General features: G+C 58.8%; 11 protein-coding genes. 7 read left to right on the forward strand and 4 right to left on the reverse strand.

Features of this window, described 5'->3' with window-relative positions; genetic code table 11:
• Nucleotides 1–524: 524 nt before the first annotated feature.
• The 3 genes from ABAC402_RS39350 to ABAC402_RS34525 form a co-directional block, all read right to left on the reverse strand.
• Complete coding sequence (locus ABAC402_RS39350) at nucleotides 525–3272, reverse strand: PAS domain S-box protein (protein ID WP_023450425.1); 2748 nt, start codon at nucleotides 3270–3272, stop codon at nucleotides 525–527.
• A 15-nt stretch (nucleotides 3273–3287) separates the two neighbouring features.
• A complete protein-coding gene (locus ABAC402_RS34520; RefSeq protein WP_031235810.1) occupies nucleotides 3288–4088 on the reverse strand; it encodes an alpha/beta fold hydrolase in 801 nt (266 codons plus the stop codon).
• A gap of 296 nt (nucleotides 4089–4384) precedes the next feature.
• Complete coding sequence (locus ABAC402_RS34525) at nucleotides 4385–5872, reverse strand: glucoamylase family protein (RefSeq protein ID WP_023450427.1); 1488 nt, start codon at nucleotides 5870–5872, stop codon at nucleotides 4385–4387.
• A gap of 719 nt (nucleotides 5873–6591) precedes the next feature.
• Here ABAC402_RS34525 and ABAC402_RS34530 point away from each other — a divergent pair.
• The gene (locus ABAC402_RS34530) at nucleotides 6592–6990 is read left to right on the forward strand and encodes a DUF6855 family protein (protein WP_200862136.1); all 399 of its coding nucleotides are present in this window, start codon (nucleotides 6592–6594) and stop codon (nucleotides 6988–6990) included.
• Here ABAC402_RS34530 and ABAC402_RS40725 read toward each other — a convergent pair.
• Nucleotides 6950–7315 carry a hypothetical protein gene (locus tag ABAC402_RS40725; protein WP_200862137.1) on the reverse strand — a complete coding sequence of 122 codons (366 nt, stop codon included), beginning with the start codon at nucleotides 7313–7315 and terminating at the stop codon, nucleotides 6950–6952. The genes ABAC402_RS34530 and ABAC402_RS40725 overlap by 41 nt on opposite strands.
• Nucleotides 7316–7655: 340 nt before the next feature.
• Here ABAC402_RS40725 and zwf point away from each other — a divergent pair, with 340 nt between their 5' ends.
• The 6 genes from zwf to ABAC402_RS34560 all read left to right on the forward strand — a co-directional run bounded on the left by zwf (nucleotide 7656) and on the right by ABAC402_RS34560 (nucleotide 14832).
• A complete protein-coding gene (gene zwf / locus ABAC402_RS34535; RefSeq protein WP_023450430.1) occupies nucleotides 7656–9143 on the forward strand; it encodes a glucose-6-phosphate dehydrogenase in 1488 nt (495 codons plus the stop codon).
• Nucleotides 9136–9906, forward strand: coding sequence for a 6-phosphogluconolactonase (gene pgl, locus ABAC402_RS34540; protein ID WP_023450431.1), 771 nt, complete (start codon nucleotides 9136–9138; stop codon nucleotides 9904–9906). The genes zwf and pgl overlap by 8 nt, the downstream gene beginning before the upstream one ends.
• A gap of 10 nt (nucleotides 9907–9916) precedes the next feature.
• Nucleotides 9917–11758, forward strand: coding sequence for a phosphogluconate dehydratase (edd, locus tag ABAC402_RS34545; RefSeq protein WP_023450432.1), 1842 nt, complete (start codon nucleotides 9917–9919; stop codon nucleotides 11756–11758).
• A 9-nt stretch (nucleotides 11759–11767) separates the two neighbouring features.
• The gene (locus tag ABAC402_RS34550; protein ID WP_023450433.1) at nucleotides 11768–12799 is read left to right on the forward strand and encodes a glucokinase; all 1032 of its coding nucleotides are present in this window, start codon (nucleotides 11768–11770) and stop codon (nucleotides 12797–12799) included.
• Nucleotides 12800–12976: 177 nt separating this feature from the next.
• Nucleotides 12977–13627, forward strand: coding sequence for a bifunctional 4-hydroxy-2-oxoglutarate aldolase/2-dehydro-3-deoxy-phosphogluconate aldolase (locus ABAC402_RS34555; protein WP_031235813.1), 651 nt, complete (start codon nucleotides 12977–12979; stop codon nucleotides 13625–13627).
• A 152-nt stretch (nucleotides 13628–13779) separates the two neighbouring features.
• Nucleotides 13780–14832, forward strand: a complete 1053-nt coding sequence (locus ABAC402_RS34560; protein WP_023450435.1) for a LacI family DNA-binding transcriptional regulator — start codon at nucleotides 13780–13782, stop codon at nucleotides 14830–14832.
• Nucleotides 14833–15085 lie beyond the last annotated feature (253 nt).

Raw genomic sequence — 15085 nt, forward strand, 5'->3', positions numbered from 1 at the left:
ATCTAAAAATATTTATTGTATATATTATACAAAGAAAGTTATATTCAGGAAATAAATATTTCATAAAATTGTAATTTAACTTAAAAAATATCGAAGTAATTTCTGAGGAATCGGGCTTCCAGCTCGTATTTATCTGTTGTCTTCGGCGGTCCAATTTTCCAGCCCCGTCAGATGCGGAGAGATATGTTGAAAGGCCTTGTCGTGCGTGACAAGGACCGCGCCGGTGGGCCTGGCTTGCGCAGCAATCATCATCTCCGAGGTTGCAATGCCAATCCTCGATGAGTCAAGATTTTCGCGGGTTGGTATTATTCCCCATGCGGCATACGACACGAAGCGCTCCGTAACCAAGTCGGCGAAACAAACGCCGTCCTATCAGGCCACGACGCTACCTTCTGTGGGAACCAGAGCTGGGCGACTGCCTCCGGTGGCCCGGTAGGCGCTCAGCAATGAGGGTCCCTACCGCGATCTCGTTTATTCGAAAGGGCTGGGCGACGAATTGCGGAATGGCGGGCCGGGCGCTAAGGTCAGCAAGCTTTGCGTTTGTCGAGCCACTGCGCTGCGGTTATCAGGAGTGTTGCAGGCTTGACCGGCTTTCCAATAACGTCGTTCAGCCCAGCAGCGATTGATTTGCTTTGCGCATCGGCCGGATTGGCCGTAAGGGCAACGATCGGGACTGCAGCGTTGTGATCATTTGAAATGCGAATACCTGTCGTTGCAAGATATCCGTCCATCACTGGCATGTTGATATCCATGAAAATCAGGTCAAAAGTTTGCCGGATGGCGAGCCCCATGGCTTTATCGCCATTGTCCGCCGTTATCACGTCGTAGCCCTCTGACCTTAAGACAGTCGTGACAAACTCGCGGCTGGCATCATCGTCGTCAACGACCAGGATCCGGCTATGCGCCGACAACTGGGCATTGTCCGCGAGGGGAGCGGTTTCGATAGGCTCCATCACTGGATTTTGTTTGATAGGGATATCGACAATGAAGCTCGTCCCATGACCCGCCTCACTTTCCACACTTATTGACCCGTCCATCAACTCGACCAGTTGCCGGCAAATGAGGAGTCCGAGTCCTGTACCCGTCTGAGTCTCCCCCGCTTTGCGATCGACCTGGCTGAATTTTTTAAACAATTGGGCCTGGCCCTCAGGGCTAATCCCGGGTCCGCTGTCAGCGACAGTAATCCGTAGGGTGGCGCCTTCGGCGGACGTAATGGGTTCCGCCTTAACCTCTACATGCCCCTTCGCCGTGAATTTAATAGCGTTACCAATCAGGTTCTGAAGAATTTGACGGAACCTGATCTCGTCCAGCAACATGGCCGACGGCAAGTCACCCGTGACATCGACGCGGAGATCCAATGATTTTGCTCTGGCCTGGACGGTGAGAAGACCGGTTACATCGTCGACAATTGAAGCGACATTGCACACCGTCGGTTCAAGGCGAAGCTGACCAGCATCCATCTTTGCGTGATCAAGAATGCCGTTAATCAACGTCAGGAGGTTGTGACCTGCGGAATTAATCCTCCGGCTGAATCGACCATTTTCACTCTCTTCAGGGTTCAAGTCTCGCAGCAGACCCGAAAATCCGATAATGCTGGTGAGTGGTGTGCGTATTTCATGGCTCATTGTTGCCAGGAAATTTGCCTTCGCCTCAGCCGCCACTTCTGCTTTTTCACGGGCTACGATCAATGCGGCATTGGCCTCCTCAAGTGCGAGTTCCTTAGTTTTTAATGCCGTGATGTCGGTAACCAGGACGTAAAATCCACGCACAGTACCGTTGTCATCGCGATCAGGAAGATACTGAGCCCACGTATAGCCTGTCGCACCATTTGGCTTGGTCAGGGTCATTTCGAAGGTCTGTTGCCCCCCACCCAATGCGCCGAGAATATAGGGTTCATTGCGGGCGAAGAGCTCCGGTCCCATCAAGCTGGGCATATCGAGACCGATCATCTCCTCGGCGGTTCGGCCAAACCATTCTTCATAGGCTCGATTTGCGAAACGACATACCAGCCTGTTGTCCCAATATGCGACCATTCCGGGCATATGATCAGCCAGCAGTCGGTGCCGGGTTTCACTGGCTTGAATGCGCTCCAGGGCTTCAACCGTTTCGGTGACATCGCGGACGACATCCTGGAAGCCTGTAATCTTGTCGTTGACCGCATCGAAAATCGGACGAGGGTTAGCCTCCATCCAATGTAACGCGCCATCGGCATGTCGAACGCGATAGCGTACCCGCAATGGGCGCTTCCAATCTCTCTCACGAAGATAGGCCGCAAAGACAGCAAGGGTACGATCATAGTCTTCGGCGTAAATGAGGTCCCGGGTTGACTTGCCAACAAACGCGTCCGGACTATATCCCAAAATTTCCTGGATTGACGGCGAGAGGTATTGGAACCTTCCCTCAAGATCAAAGAGGGCGACGATATCGTTGGATCGCTCTGCCAGAAGACGATACTGCGCTTCACTCTCTTCGAGCTTGACCCGGGCCGCGACCAGATCGGTGACATCTTTAAAAACACCGAAAATCGCTACAGCCTGACCGGCATGGTCAAATTCGCCAACGCCGACGGCATCGACGATCCGAACCTCACCCGTATCGCGTCGTATCAAGCGCTTTCGGAAATTAAAGCCTGCCCGAGACTCCAGAGCCTCGGCAATCGCACCCGCCACTGCAGATCTGTCGTCTGGGTGGTAGAAACTGATGCCGTCGTCAAGATTGGGTTGATAGCTCGCCGGGTCGCAGCCATGTATCTCATAAACCTGCGGCGACCAGGTCGACAGTGTGGTTTTGAGATCGACGTGCCAGTGTCCCACCTTGGCCAACGTCTCGGCGAGATCGAGATAGGCTTGCCGGCGGTCCAGCAGGCTCTTCGCCTGAAGAAATTCCTGTGTGAAGCTCCTTCGGCCCTTGGCCGGCATGAAAGAGAATATGTCAATGCTGACGCCATTCTTGAGCCGCCGCGTTGCGCTGGCGGTCACAGGAACATTAATGCTCTCAGGTCCGATAATGTCGAGTTCAATTTCATGCACGCTGCCGGTCAATGCAAGGGGCGGCAGAACATGGGATCCCATCACGAAATCCGACGGGCGGGTCAGAAGTTTTCTAAGCCTTACCCCGGTCAGGTCTTGCGCGGTTTTACCCGCCATGGCGGCGAAGGCGGCATTGCAGCGCAGGATGTGCCCGCCCACGTCACAGAGAGCCAGACCACAGGGCGCCAGATCAAAAAGCTCAGCGTCGTCATATGGAAAAGGGGCTTCCGCCAGCTTAGTCAATGGAACAACGAACTCTTAAGATTGCGCTCTGAGATAACTTCGAATCGTTTCAGCGACAAGGTCTGGCGCACTGATATGGGGGCAGTGTCCCTCGGAGTGAAGCAAGGCAAGTTGGGCATTTGGCATCGATGCCTTCATGTACTCGCCAACGGCAACGGGAGCGATAGCGTCTTCATCGCACTGTAGAATGAGTGTTGGCGTCACCACGCCATCCAGATCAGGCCTGTGATCAGACAGAAAGGTCGTCCTGGCAAAATGGTGGGCTATTTCAGGGTCGGTACGGCAAAAACTGGATTCCAGCTCCAGGGCCAACTCGGGCCGGTCAGGATTGCCCATGATGACCGGTGCCATTTGCGAGGACCAGCCCCGGTGATTGATCTCGAGAAATTCCAGCAGTTCTTCCAGAGAGTCTCGGGTGAAGCCGCCTTGATAGGCCCCGTCGTTGAGATAGCAGGGCGAAGGGCCAACCATGATCAGGTGTTCGAAGAGTTCAGGACGCTTCTTCGCGGCGAGCAGCGAAATCATGCCGCTGACACTATGGCCGACGACCGTAATCCCGCTCAATTCCAGGGAGTCGCATATGAAAATGAGATCATCGGCGTAGCCTTGTAAGGAGGCATACTTGGACTTTACAAAGGCCGAGGCGTCAGAATTACCCGCGCCGATCTGATCGTACAGAATGACTCGGAAATTGGGCTCAAAGTAAGGTGTGACGAGCCGCCACATATTTTGGTCGCACCCATAGCCGTGAACAAAGATCATGGGTTTGGTGCCAGAACCCTTTTCGTTTATAGCAAATCGTTCTGAGATCGACATTTTTGCGCCTTGGCCGGAAAGTGAACTTGGATGATAGTGACCAACTCACCAAATCATGGTTAAGATAGCGGCTGTCGATTAAAAATCTCTGGCGCATTGGGCGATCTGGCAGGTCGCGAACTATAGGTAGTCAACGCTTCGACTCCGGCCAACAATGAGAATAGAATGCGTAGAATGCGGGGACAGGAGCAATATGTCCCGCCGGTCTCGAACGCGTGCCCGGTCATCCTGTCTGTCTTCCTGGCCCTTTCGGACGGCGCGCGAAAGCCGATAAAAAATCGCGCCTGAACAGTTTGTTACTTTTGCGCGGACTGGTGTTCCGTATTCCGCGACGACCGATAAAGGGAGAGCCATCCGCCTGAGAACTTTACGGCCCTTAAACACCGGCGCAGGTGAGCGGATGTCCGCATCGCCTTCCATACGGTTTCCGCCCTGTAATTTGCGATCATTCCTATCATCGAACCATGCTCCAACGAAAAAATGGCGTCGTCCACCCAGCCAAAGCGCTTGTGAAGACGACCGCCGCCCGTCAGCGGGATGAAGGGATAGGTAAAGCTGCGATTGAAGGATTGGACGAAGCCGAACTCGCCATAGATCGCGCCGCCGTACGCCTCGTACATTTTGACCATGCACGGAATTGAGATTTCCGGAGTCAGTCCGATCGATGTCACGGCCGCGGTAGGCGCGATTGTGCCGTCATCAATACCGCCAATTGAAGTGTCCGGCCCGCGCATCGCATAGCGCCAGAACTGAACATCTTTCCCGTTGTACGTCGCCTTCGCCTCTGCCGGACCATTGCACGCCGTGAGCCCCCACACATGCGCCGCGTAACCCTTCCAGCCTTTCGGATTACGGATACAGTAATCCTGATTAGCATAGGTCGCGCGGCGGCTGTTCTCGAAGTAGTCGAGGGCTTCCCGGCGCATCAGGTCGTCCTGAATGCCCCGGAAATCGACCCACATTTCGGTGTACTGATGCGTGAACAGGGGCGCACATCCGATATGGCGCATGTCGCCTTCGAGGGTCCAGTTGTTGGGCCAGGTGGCTTGCCACTTTTCCCAGGTGCCGGGCTCGACCGGATGCGTTTCTGAACCCTCGGCAAGCAGGTACATGCACTTGGCTTCCGAGTAGCCGCGCCAGACCCACGCGCTGAAGCCTGTCTCCGGCGTCCAGTTCATCGGGATCAGGCCGTCCTGGCCGTTCTTTTGAAGCCAGTTCCATTCGCTAAGATCGACGAGCTTTTTCGCAAGACGACGAATTTCCACCTCGTCTGCATGGTCCGTCGCGAAGAACTCGGCGGAGAACAGGAAGCCCATGTGCAGCAGGGCCACGTCGATCGACGACATTTCGGAGACGCCGGCGCGCAGACCCGTGTTAAAATCGAGGTAGTGGTAATAGAAGCCCTTGTATCCGGCCATACCAGAGACGTCCTCACCCATCGGGAGAGAGTCGAAGAATTTGAGCGTTGTGAGCGTAACCGACCGCGCCTCGTCGCGCGTGATCCATGTCCGCTCAGCGCCGACGCCCCAGGCGACGAGCGCAAAACCGACGACCGACACGTTGCACGCCGACTTCCCGGGCCAGCGATCTGGAATCAACCCGTTTGCCTTGTTCACGGTCTGCCAAAAGAAATTGAATGTCCTACGTTCAACGTCATGGAGCAGAGCCGCAGGATCCACCGCGGGCATCTTTGTTGAGGCCTTGGTTTCACCCTGCGGCATTGTCAATCCGGCAACAGCGCCCGTCGACCCGGCCACCATGAAGAAACGTCTGTCAATTTTCATTTTTTCAAGCCTGGAGCGCAATCCGATAAAGTGGACGCCACCGCACGGGCGCCCCCGTTTTCGGAAAAATTGCGCGACAAAACAAAATGTTAGAGCGGGGTTTTGATTCCATCAAAACTCATCCCGCTCTAGCCTGCGTCTCAGAGAGGTAGATGCGGCTAAACCAAAAATCCGTGTGCCGGCTAACGAACTTTTTTTCGGGTCAGGCGGAGTCTGTCTTTTCTGATACTTGCATCCGGATCAAAGCTAACCACAAATCAAATGGCCCAACTGCATTGACGGGTGATACGACGCAGACCAGGAGCCCCGGTAGCTCATGCCCTTTTGCGCCAGAGCGCAATCCGATAAAGTGTGGCGCACTTTTCGGATAAATTGCGCGACAAAACAGAAACTTAGAGCGGGATGAGTTTTGATTCCATCAAAACTCATCCCGCTCTAAGTTCGCTTCGGTCGATCATCGCAACCAGAAAACCTGCCAAATGACGCTCGGACAACCCTTCGTCTGCAGAAGGTGAATGCAAAGGGTTGTCTCACGCGAAGGCGCTTAGAAGAGAGTTAAAAGGGGGGGGCAGCGGCCGGTTTTGCCCGGCGAAGCGGAATAAAGGCTGGTGTCAAACTGAAGTGGTGACGCCTTTTGCAGTTCAGGTTTGACATCAGCCTGTCAGCGGCTCTGGCGAGATTGTCAGCTTTGGCGTAAATTCGCGAAAAAGGAGATGACCATGGCTGGCAGTAAAGACGATCCGTGGAAACTGACGACTCCGCCCGGGACCTCAACCTATGAGATGTACCGCGATGTGAAGGACGGAAAGCCCGTCATCGTCTGCGTGGTGGGCTCAACGACCCTTCTTTATGATGCCCGTGCCATTGACGACCTGCACACGATGCTGAAACTTCATGGCGACTGGATGGATCTGGGCGGCGCCGACGAACAAAAAGAGGCCAAGCCTGGCACGGTCGAAGCCTGGGGCCGATCGGGCGATAATCCGGTCGGCGGGTGGTATGGCATGAAGAAAGGCCTGCGAGGACGGTTTGGCGTCTATATGCCTCCGCTGATGGAGGTGCTGGGACTCGCCGAAGTCACGCACGATGCCAAAAACAATCGCATGCGCGCGCTTTAACGACTCGCTGTTCGGCCGGGCAGTCGTCATTTTGCGGAGATTGATTTAACGGGGTCGGAGTTACTTTCTCAACCATCAGAAACCGGGATGGGGCGCGGGAAGGGGCGTGCGATGCGAACCCCTTGGCGTCCATTAGACCCAGTGTCGCGTCGAGTTGCATGAATTCCGCCGGCACGCGCGCGGCGGCGATAGCTTTCAGGGTTTTATTGTCGATGTCCTCGATGCGCCGGACGATGCGCCCGCGAGTCAGAAGCTCATAACAATCCGCCGAGATCAGAACCGTATGGGTACGGCCATTCCTGATGATTTCGACAGGTTGGCGCATGGCGGCATCCTGAAACCGGCCGACGCCGTTCCTGAACTCCGTCCCTGTGACCTTTATGGCAAAGTTCTCAAAGTCCCTAATTTATCCATTAGGCCTGCCAAGGCTGTGGAGCTCAAATCAAATTGAAGACATGGTATCCCGCGTGTTATCCCCGCTTGTCACGTCCCACCTCTTGGGACTATATGGCGCCGTGTGCGCCATCCCAGGCGCTAAATCCGATTCACGATTGACCTGCCCGAAGAGTGGGGCTATGACAGCGTTGTCATGACGGGATACCCCGAGGGTATGACCGATAAGCCTGAGTCAACAGGCAGGTCTTGGTAGCAGGAAACAACGATTTATGGTCTCGAGCACAGTCGCGGCGCGTAGCCGGCAACAGGTCTTTGTCCTCGTCGGCGGTACCGGCGATCTGGCCATGCGGATGCTGTGGCCGTCTTTGGCCATGCTGGATCAGGACGGCTTCCTGACCGACAGCCTGCGCATTATCTCCGTCGCGCGCGAAGATTGCGGTACCGAAGTCTGCGTCGACCGCATCGGCAATGCCGTCACCAAACGGGTCGGCGAGTCGCTGGAGCCCGGCACCCTGGCACGTTTTCGCAAGCGCATCGTCCACGTCGCGCTCGACGCCGCCAAGGACGACTGGGGCGCCAGGCTGAGGGCTGAACTGGGCGATATTGACGGTCTCGACATCGTCTTCTTCCTGTCGGTGTCGCCATCGCTCTTCAAGCCGATCTGCGAGCATATCGAGCGCGCCGGACTGAACAAGGCGCCCAACCGCGTCATCATCGAAAAGCCGATCGGCCGCGACCTGGCGACGTCCCGGGTGATCAATGATTCGGTCGCCCACGCCTTCGACGAATCGCGAACCTTCCGCATCGACCACTATCTCGGCAAGGAAACCGTCCAGAACCTGATTGCCCTGCGCTTCGGCAATGTCGTGTTCGAGCCGCTGTGGAATTCCCAGATCGTTGACCACGTCCAGATCACCATTGCCGAAACCGTCGGAGTCGGTGAGCGCCTGGGCTATTACGACGAATACGGCGCCATCCGCGACATGCTGCAGAACCACCTGCTCCAGCTGGTCTGCCTGCTGGCCATGGAGCCACCCTCGGCCCTGTCGTCCGACGCCCTCCGCGACGAAAAGGTCAAGGTGCTGCGGTCTTTGAAGCCGATCACGCCCGAGAACGTCAAGGACAACACCGCGCGTGGTCAGTATGGACCGGGCTATGCCGATGGCCACCCCGTCGCCGGCTACGAGTCCGAAAAGGGCTCTGCCTCCAACACCGAAACCTTTGTCGCCATTAAGGCCGAAATCGCCAACTGGCGCTGGGCCGGCACGCCTTTTTACCTGCGCACCGGCAAGTGTCTGCCGTCGCGTTCGACCGAGATCGTCGTCCAGTTCAAACCGTTGCCGCACTCGATCTTCGGCACCGAGGCCAAGGCCAATCGCCTGTTGATCCGCCTCCAGCCCGACGAAGACATTTCGCTGACCGTCATGAACAAGGCACCCGGCCTGACCGCCGAAGGCACCCACCTGCAATCGCTGGACCTGTCGCTGTCGCTGATCAAGGCGTTCGAGGGGAACGGAGAAAAGCCTCCGCGTCGCCGCATAGCCTATGAGCGCCTGATCCTCGATGCCCTGCAGGGCAACAATGCGCAGTTCGTTCGCCGCGATGAGGTCGAAGCGGCCTGGATGTGGGTCGATGGCATCATCGACAGCTGGAACAAGACCGGTATGAAGCCGCAAATGTACCCGGCCGGCACCTTCGGTCCGGTCAGCGGCTATCGCCTGATCGAACGCGATGAAGGCCGCACCTGGAATGACTGAGACCCCTGTCCTGCCGGAACCGACTTTGCTGCGCTGGCCGGCGCCGGGCGGTGAGGTCCGCGTCTCAAGCTTCACCAGCAAGGCCGATGCCGGCGCCTATGTTGCCGGGCTCATCGCCGGGGCCTTGCAAACCGCAGTTGCGGACCGCGGCAAGGCCCTGTGGATCGGGTGCGGCGGGACCACGCCGAAGCGGGTCTATGAGAGCCTGACGACCTTGGACCTCGACTGGGACAGAATCACACTGGCCCAGGTCGATGAGCGTTTCGTGCCGGTCGATGACGCCAATTCCAATACCCGCATGATGCGCGAAGCCCTGGAACCTGTGCTCGACGACATGGACTTCATGACGTTGATTCAGGACCTGTCGAGCGCCCAGGCCTGTGCCGACAAGGCCGAAGCCCGTTTCCTGGAGTTGGGTGAGGGCGGGGCGCCGGTGTTCGATATAGCCCTTATGGGCATGGGGCCGGATGCGCACTATGCCTCGATCTTTCCCCACCATCCTATCAATGCCGAAGTCTACGGCACCGACCGGCTGGTCATGGCCGTCACGCCGACCGACGGCAGCCGCGAACCCGTCCTGCCGCGCATCACCCTGAGCGTGCCGGCATTGAACCGCAGTCGACGCATCATCTTCTTCATTACCGGGGACACCAAGCTGGAGGTGCTCCGCAAAGCCAGCCAGTCGACCGATCCGCACGAATCGCCGATTGGCGCCTTCCTGGCCCAGTGCCCTGCGCCCGTCGACTTCGTCTGGGCAGCGTGAGAGACCGATCATGACCACACTGCATCTCCCCCCTTTGAACCCGATCGTCGCCGAAGTCACCGCCGCCATCGCCGAACGGTCGAAGGACCTGCGCGCACGGTTCATGCGCCGCGCCGACCGTTACAAGTCCGATGAGCCGCGTCGCAAGAAACTGTCCTGTGCCAACTATGCGCACGTTGTGGCGGCCTCGACCGAGACCGACAAGCTCCAGCAGGCCCTGGACGCCGTGCCCAATATCGGCGTCGTGACCTCCTACAACGACATGCTGTCGGCGCATCAGCCGTATCACGATTACCCCGAAAAGATCCGGACCTTCGCCCGCAAGGTCGGGGCGACTACCCAGGTCGCCGGCGGTGTGCCCGCCATGTGCGATGGTGTCACCCAGGGCCGTCCCGGCATGGAGCTGTCGCTGTTCTCGCGCGACGTCATCGCCATGTCGACGGCCATTTCGCTGAGCCACGATGCTTTCGACGCCGCCCTGATGCTGGGTATCTGCGACAAGATCGTTCCGGGCCTGGTCATCGGCGCCCTGTCATTTGCCCACTTGCCGATCATCTTCGTGCCGTCGGGACCCATGGCCTCGGGCCTGCCCAATCCGGAAAAGGCCAAGATCCGCACCATGTATGCGCTCGGCCAGGTCGGCCGCGACAAGCTCCTGGAAGCCGAGATGGCGTCGTATCACGCCGCCGGCACCTGCACCTTTTACGGCACCGCCAACTCCAACCAGATGCTGATGGAGATGATGGGCCTGCACGTGCCGGGCGCCGCCTTCGTGTCGCCGGGCACCGGGCTTCGCGACGCCCTGACCGCCGCCGCTGTCGAACGGGCGGCGAAGACGGCCGAGAACTCCAGGGACCCAAAGCGCCTGGCCGACGTTCTCGACGTGCGCGCCATCGTCAACGGCGTCATCGGACTGCTGGCCACCGGCGGCTCCACCAACCATGCCCTTCACCTGCCGGCCATGGCGCGGGCGGCAGGCTATATCCTGACGCTGGAAGACATGGACAAGCTGTCGGGCGTTGTGCCGCTGCTGGCCCGCATCTATCCCAATGGCGCGGGTGATGTGAACCACTTTCATGCCGCTGGCGGAATCGGTTTCGTCATCCGCGAACTGCTGTCGGCCGGCCTGCTGCACGGTGACGTCACCACCATCTGGGGTGAGGGCATGATGGACTATTCCCGCGAGCCCTATCTGAACGACGGTGTCCTGACCTGGCGCGATCCGCCGGAGACGAGCCTCGATGAAACCATCCTGCGCGGCGTCGCCAGTCCCTTTTCGCCCGAAGGCGGCCTGCGTGAGGTCAAGGGCAATCTCGGCCGCGCGGTCTCCAAGGTCTCGGCGGTCAAGCTGGAACACCAGGTCGTCGAAGGACCCTGCGTGGTGTTCGACGATCAGGACGACTTCTTGGCTGCCTTCAAGGCGCAGCAACTCCCGCCAGGCGATTTTATTTGTGTTGTCCGTTTCCAGGGGCCAAAAGCCAATGGCATGCCGGAACTGCATTCGCTGACACCGGGTCTGTCCTCGTTCCTGGATGCAGGTCGCAAGGTGGCGCTGGTATCGGACGGCCGCATGTCGGGGGCTTCGGGCAAGGTGGCCTCGGCCATCCACCTGACGCCTGAAGCGGTCGAAGGCGGGCCGATCGCGAAGTTAAGGACGGGCGACCTGTTGCGGGTCGACTGTGAAAAAGGCACCATGGACTACCTCGGGGATGCTACCGAGTTCGCTCAGAGAGCAAACGCCTTACTACCCCCAAATGCTTATGATGGGGTTGATGGCGTGGGACGGGAACTCTTCGCCCACATGCGCAGATCGGTCGGACCGGCTGACGCAGGTGGTGCAGTATTTTGGTAAAGACACAGTATGACAGCGCATTTTGAGACGGGGTCCGTCAGCACTTCATCGCAGGCTTCAGGTTCAGGATCGGTCCTGCGAGGTCTTGTTGGCGATATCGGCGGTACCAATGCGCGCTTTGCCATTGCCGAGCGCGTCGCCGGCAAGACGACGCTTGCCAATTTCAAATCGCTGGAATGCGAGGACTACAAGGACGTCTATGACGCCCTGACCGGCTATTTCGCCATGATTGGCGGCAAGCCGGACCTCGACTATACCTGCGTCGCCGTGGCCGGCCCGGTCAAGGACGGCGCCATTCAGTTCACCAATCTCGACTGGCTGGTGCGCGAGGACCTGCTGGCCCAGACCACCAAGGCGCGTAAAGCGCGGCTGATCAATGACTATGCTGCCCTGGCCTTTGCTCTGCCGCATCTGGCCGAAGAGGACACCAAGCGGATCGGCGCGGTGACCACCGGCTTCGGCAATGTTCACGCCGTCATGGGCGCCGGCACCGGTTTCGGCGCTTCGGTCCTGGTCGGCGGAGAATTTGGGCCCTACTGCCTGTCGACCGAAAGCGGCCATATCTCGTTCGCGCCGGTCAATGACTACGAAAGCGAAATCCTGCGCATCCTGCGCAAAAAGTACGGCCGCGTAACGGTTGAAATGCTGCTGTCGGGCCCGGGCCTGGTCAATTTGTATCACGCCATTTCGGCCATCCGCGGCGAACCGGCGCATGACTTTACGCCTGCCCAGATTACACACCTGGACGGGGATGATGCCACGGGTTCGCGCTACACGGTCGAGGCCTTTCTCGACATCCTGGCCAGCGTCTGCGGTGACCTGTCCCTGGCCCATGGCGCCACTTCGGGCATGTTCATTGCCGGTGGCGTTGCACCGCGCCTGATCAAACATATCGACGAACTGCGTTTCCGCGCCCGCATGGAGGCCAAGGCCCCCCTGGCGCATATCGTGGCCGCCACGCCGTCACGCATTATTATCCATCCCTATGCCGCTCTGCTCGGTTCGGCCAATGCTTTGACCGACGTGCAGATCACGGCTTAGTTGAGAAAAGTGTATCCACAGATTTCACAGATTTTTCAGGGGTTTGATTGGACCTTTGCGACCGGTCGAGCATGTCGTCGGCGCGAAACGCCCTTAAAATCTGTGTAATCTGTATAATCTGTGGATCGCCTTTAACCGGCGGTGTATGCGTGCGCCGGCCAAGCAAGAGGATTCATCATGCCTACCCATCCCGACATTGAAACGTTCATGACACTGGGCCCGGTTCTGCCGGTGATGGTGATCCCCAGCCTCGATCAGGCCCTGCCCCTGGCCGACGCCCTGCTCAAGGGCGGCATTCGTGCCCTGGAGATCACCCTGCGCACGGACTGCGCCTTGGACGCCATCAAGCTGATAGCCAGGGAACGCCCCGACGCCGTGGTCGGCGCCGGCACGGTGCTGACGCCCAGGGACGCCGAAAAGGCCGCCAAGGCTGGCGCCAGATTCCTGATCTCGCCGGGCCTGACCAAAACCCTGGCCAACCAGGACGCCGCTCCGCTGTTGCCGGGCGTCGCCACTTCGTCCGAAGTGATGAAGGCGATGGAGTGGGGCTTTACCCACCTGAAGTTCTTCCCGGCGGTTCCAGCCGGTGGCGTGCCCTACCTCAAGGGCATAGGCGGCCCTCTGCCCCAGGTCAAGTTCTGCCCGACCGGCGGCATAGATGCGGGCAATGCGGCACAGTTCCTGGCGCTGGACAATGTGCTGTGCGTCGGCGGCTCCTGGGTTGCGCCGGCCAAGGCCATGCAGGAGGGGAACTGGGACGAGATTGCGCGCCTGGCCGCCGAGGCCGTGGCCACTTTCGGCAAGAAAACGGCCGACGCGGTTATCTGACCTGGATTGCCTTTCTGTCTCCTCCCCATGAAACGGGGAGGAGACGTGTGTCACCTTCCTCTGCGACACCCCGGTTGACAAAGCTGTCATTGAGGCAGAAGGGTGTCTTATAACCCTTTCAGGTGACGTTCCGACAACGCAGGACACGGTCATTGGCTCAGCCACCCCGAGCGCTTCCCAACACCGCCAACGCGGTCTCGACCATCAATGACGTTGCGCGCCTGGCCGGCGTATCGATCAAGACCGTCTCACGCGTCATGAACGACGAACCCAATGTGCGTGACGAAACCCGCGCCAAGGTCAAGGAAGCCGCCAACCTGCTGCATTACAGGCCGAACCTGCTGGCGCGTTCTCTGGCGGGTGCCCGCAGCTTCATGATCGGCCTGCTCTACGACAACCCGGTGCCGTCCTACGTCTACGACCTGCAGATGGGCGCCATCAAACGCTGCCGCCGCAGCGGCTATCACGTCATGGCCGAGCCCCAGGACGCCCATGCCCCGGACCTGGAACGCGCCATCGGCGGGTTGCTGGCCACCATCCGCCTGGACGGGGTCATCCTGACGCCGCCGCTCTGCGACATGGCGGTCGTGCTTCAGACGATCGAGGCTGCCGGCGTGCCCTATGTCCGCGTCGCGCCCTTCCTCTATCCCGGCCGCTCGGCCGCCGTGCGCATGGACGATGTCCGCGCGGCCTTCGAGATGACCGAGCACCTCCTGACGCTGGGCCACCGTGATATCGGATTTGTGCGGGGCCATCCAGAGCATGGCGCCTCGCACCTGCGTTACGAAGGCTATGTTAAAGCCATGCGCGCTGCGAGTCTGGAGCCGCGCGCCGAATGGGTCAAACAGGGCTATTTCAGCTTCGAATCCGGGATCGATGCCGCCGCTTCGCTGTTCGCCGGCGGCGATCGTCCGACAGCCGTTTTTGCCAGCAACGACGCCATGGCCTTTGGCATGATCGCCCATTGTCAGCAAACCGGTATCCACGTGCCGGACGATATCTCCATTGTCGGCTTCGACGATACGCCGGGGGCGCTGCTGGTGTGGCCGCACCTGACCACCATCCGCCAGCCGATCGAGGATCTGGCGCACCAGGCGGCCGACATGCTGCTGGCGCGGGCCAATGGCGAGGATGCCGGCCAGGCTGGCGACACCCGGCTGCTTCCGTTCGAATTGATCGAACGCCAGTCGGCCAGAAAGCTTTGAGCATCACGGCGGCCGCCGGTTTCGACCTGCTCCATTTGCTGCGCACAAGTCCGCACAAAACGCGCGCTTGACTCACCTTCAAACAGGCTTGTGGCCTACGAAAAAAACCCGGCGGATCTTGCGAGCCGCCGGGATTAAAGGCCAGTGCCTTCCAAATAATGCCACATTTAAGAAGGCGCTTTAAAACCACATAACGGCCGGACCGTGAGAAAGGGAAAGAGGTCCGAACGTCAGCCAGCGGTTTTAAACACAA

This window comes from Asticcacaulis sp. AC402 (assembly GCF_000495835.1).
Classification (GTDB): Bacteria; Pseudomonadota; Alphaproteobacteria; order Caulobacterales; family Caulobacteraceae; genus Asticcacaulis.

Coding starts and splice junctions, on each gene's coding strand:
- ABAC402_RS40725 (WP_200862137.1), bottom strand. CDS start 7,315: ATGCGCCAACCTGTCGAAATCATCAGGAATGGCCGTACCCATACGGTT.
- pgl (WP_023450431.1), top strand. CDS start 9,136: ATGACTGAGACCCCTGTCCTGCCGGAACCGACTTTGCTGCGCTGGCCG.
- ABAC402_RS34555 (WP_031235813.1), top strand. CDS start 12,977: ATGCCTACCCATCCCGACATTGAAACGTTCATGACACTGGGCCCGGTT.
- ABAC402_RS34520 (WP_031235810.1), bottom strand. CDS start 4,088: ATGTCGATCTCAGAACGATTTGCTATAAACGAAAAGGGTTCTGGCACC.
- ABAC402_RS34525 (WP_023450427.1), bottom strand. CDS start 5,872: ATGAAAATTGACAGACGTTTCTTCATGGTGGCCGGGTCGACGGGCGCT.
- edd (WP_023450432.1), top strand. CDS start 9,917: ATGACCACACTGCATCTCCCCCCTTTGAACCCGATCGTCGCCGAAGTC.
- ABAC402_RS34550 (WP_023450433.1), top strand. CDS start 11,768: ATGACAGCGCATTTTGAGACGGGGTCCGTCAGCACTTCATCGCAGGCT.
- ABAC402_RS34530 (WP_200862136.1), top strand. CDS start 6,592: ATGGCTGGCAGTAAAGACGATCCGTGGAAACTGACGACTCCGCCCGGG.
- zwf (WP_023450430.1), top strand. CDS start 7,656: ATGGTCTCGAGCACAGTCGCGGCGCGTAGCCGGCAACAGGTCTTTGTC.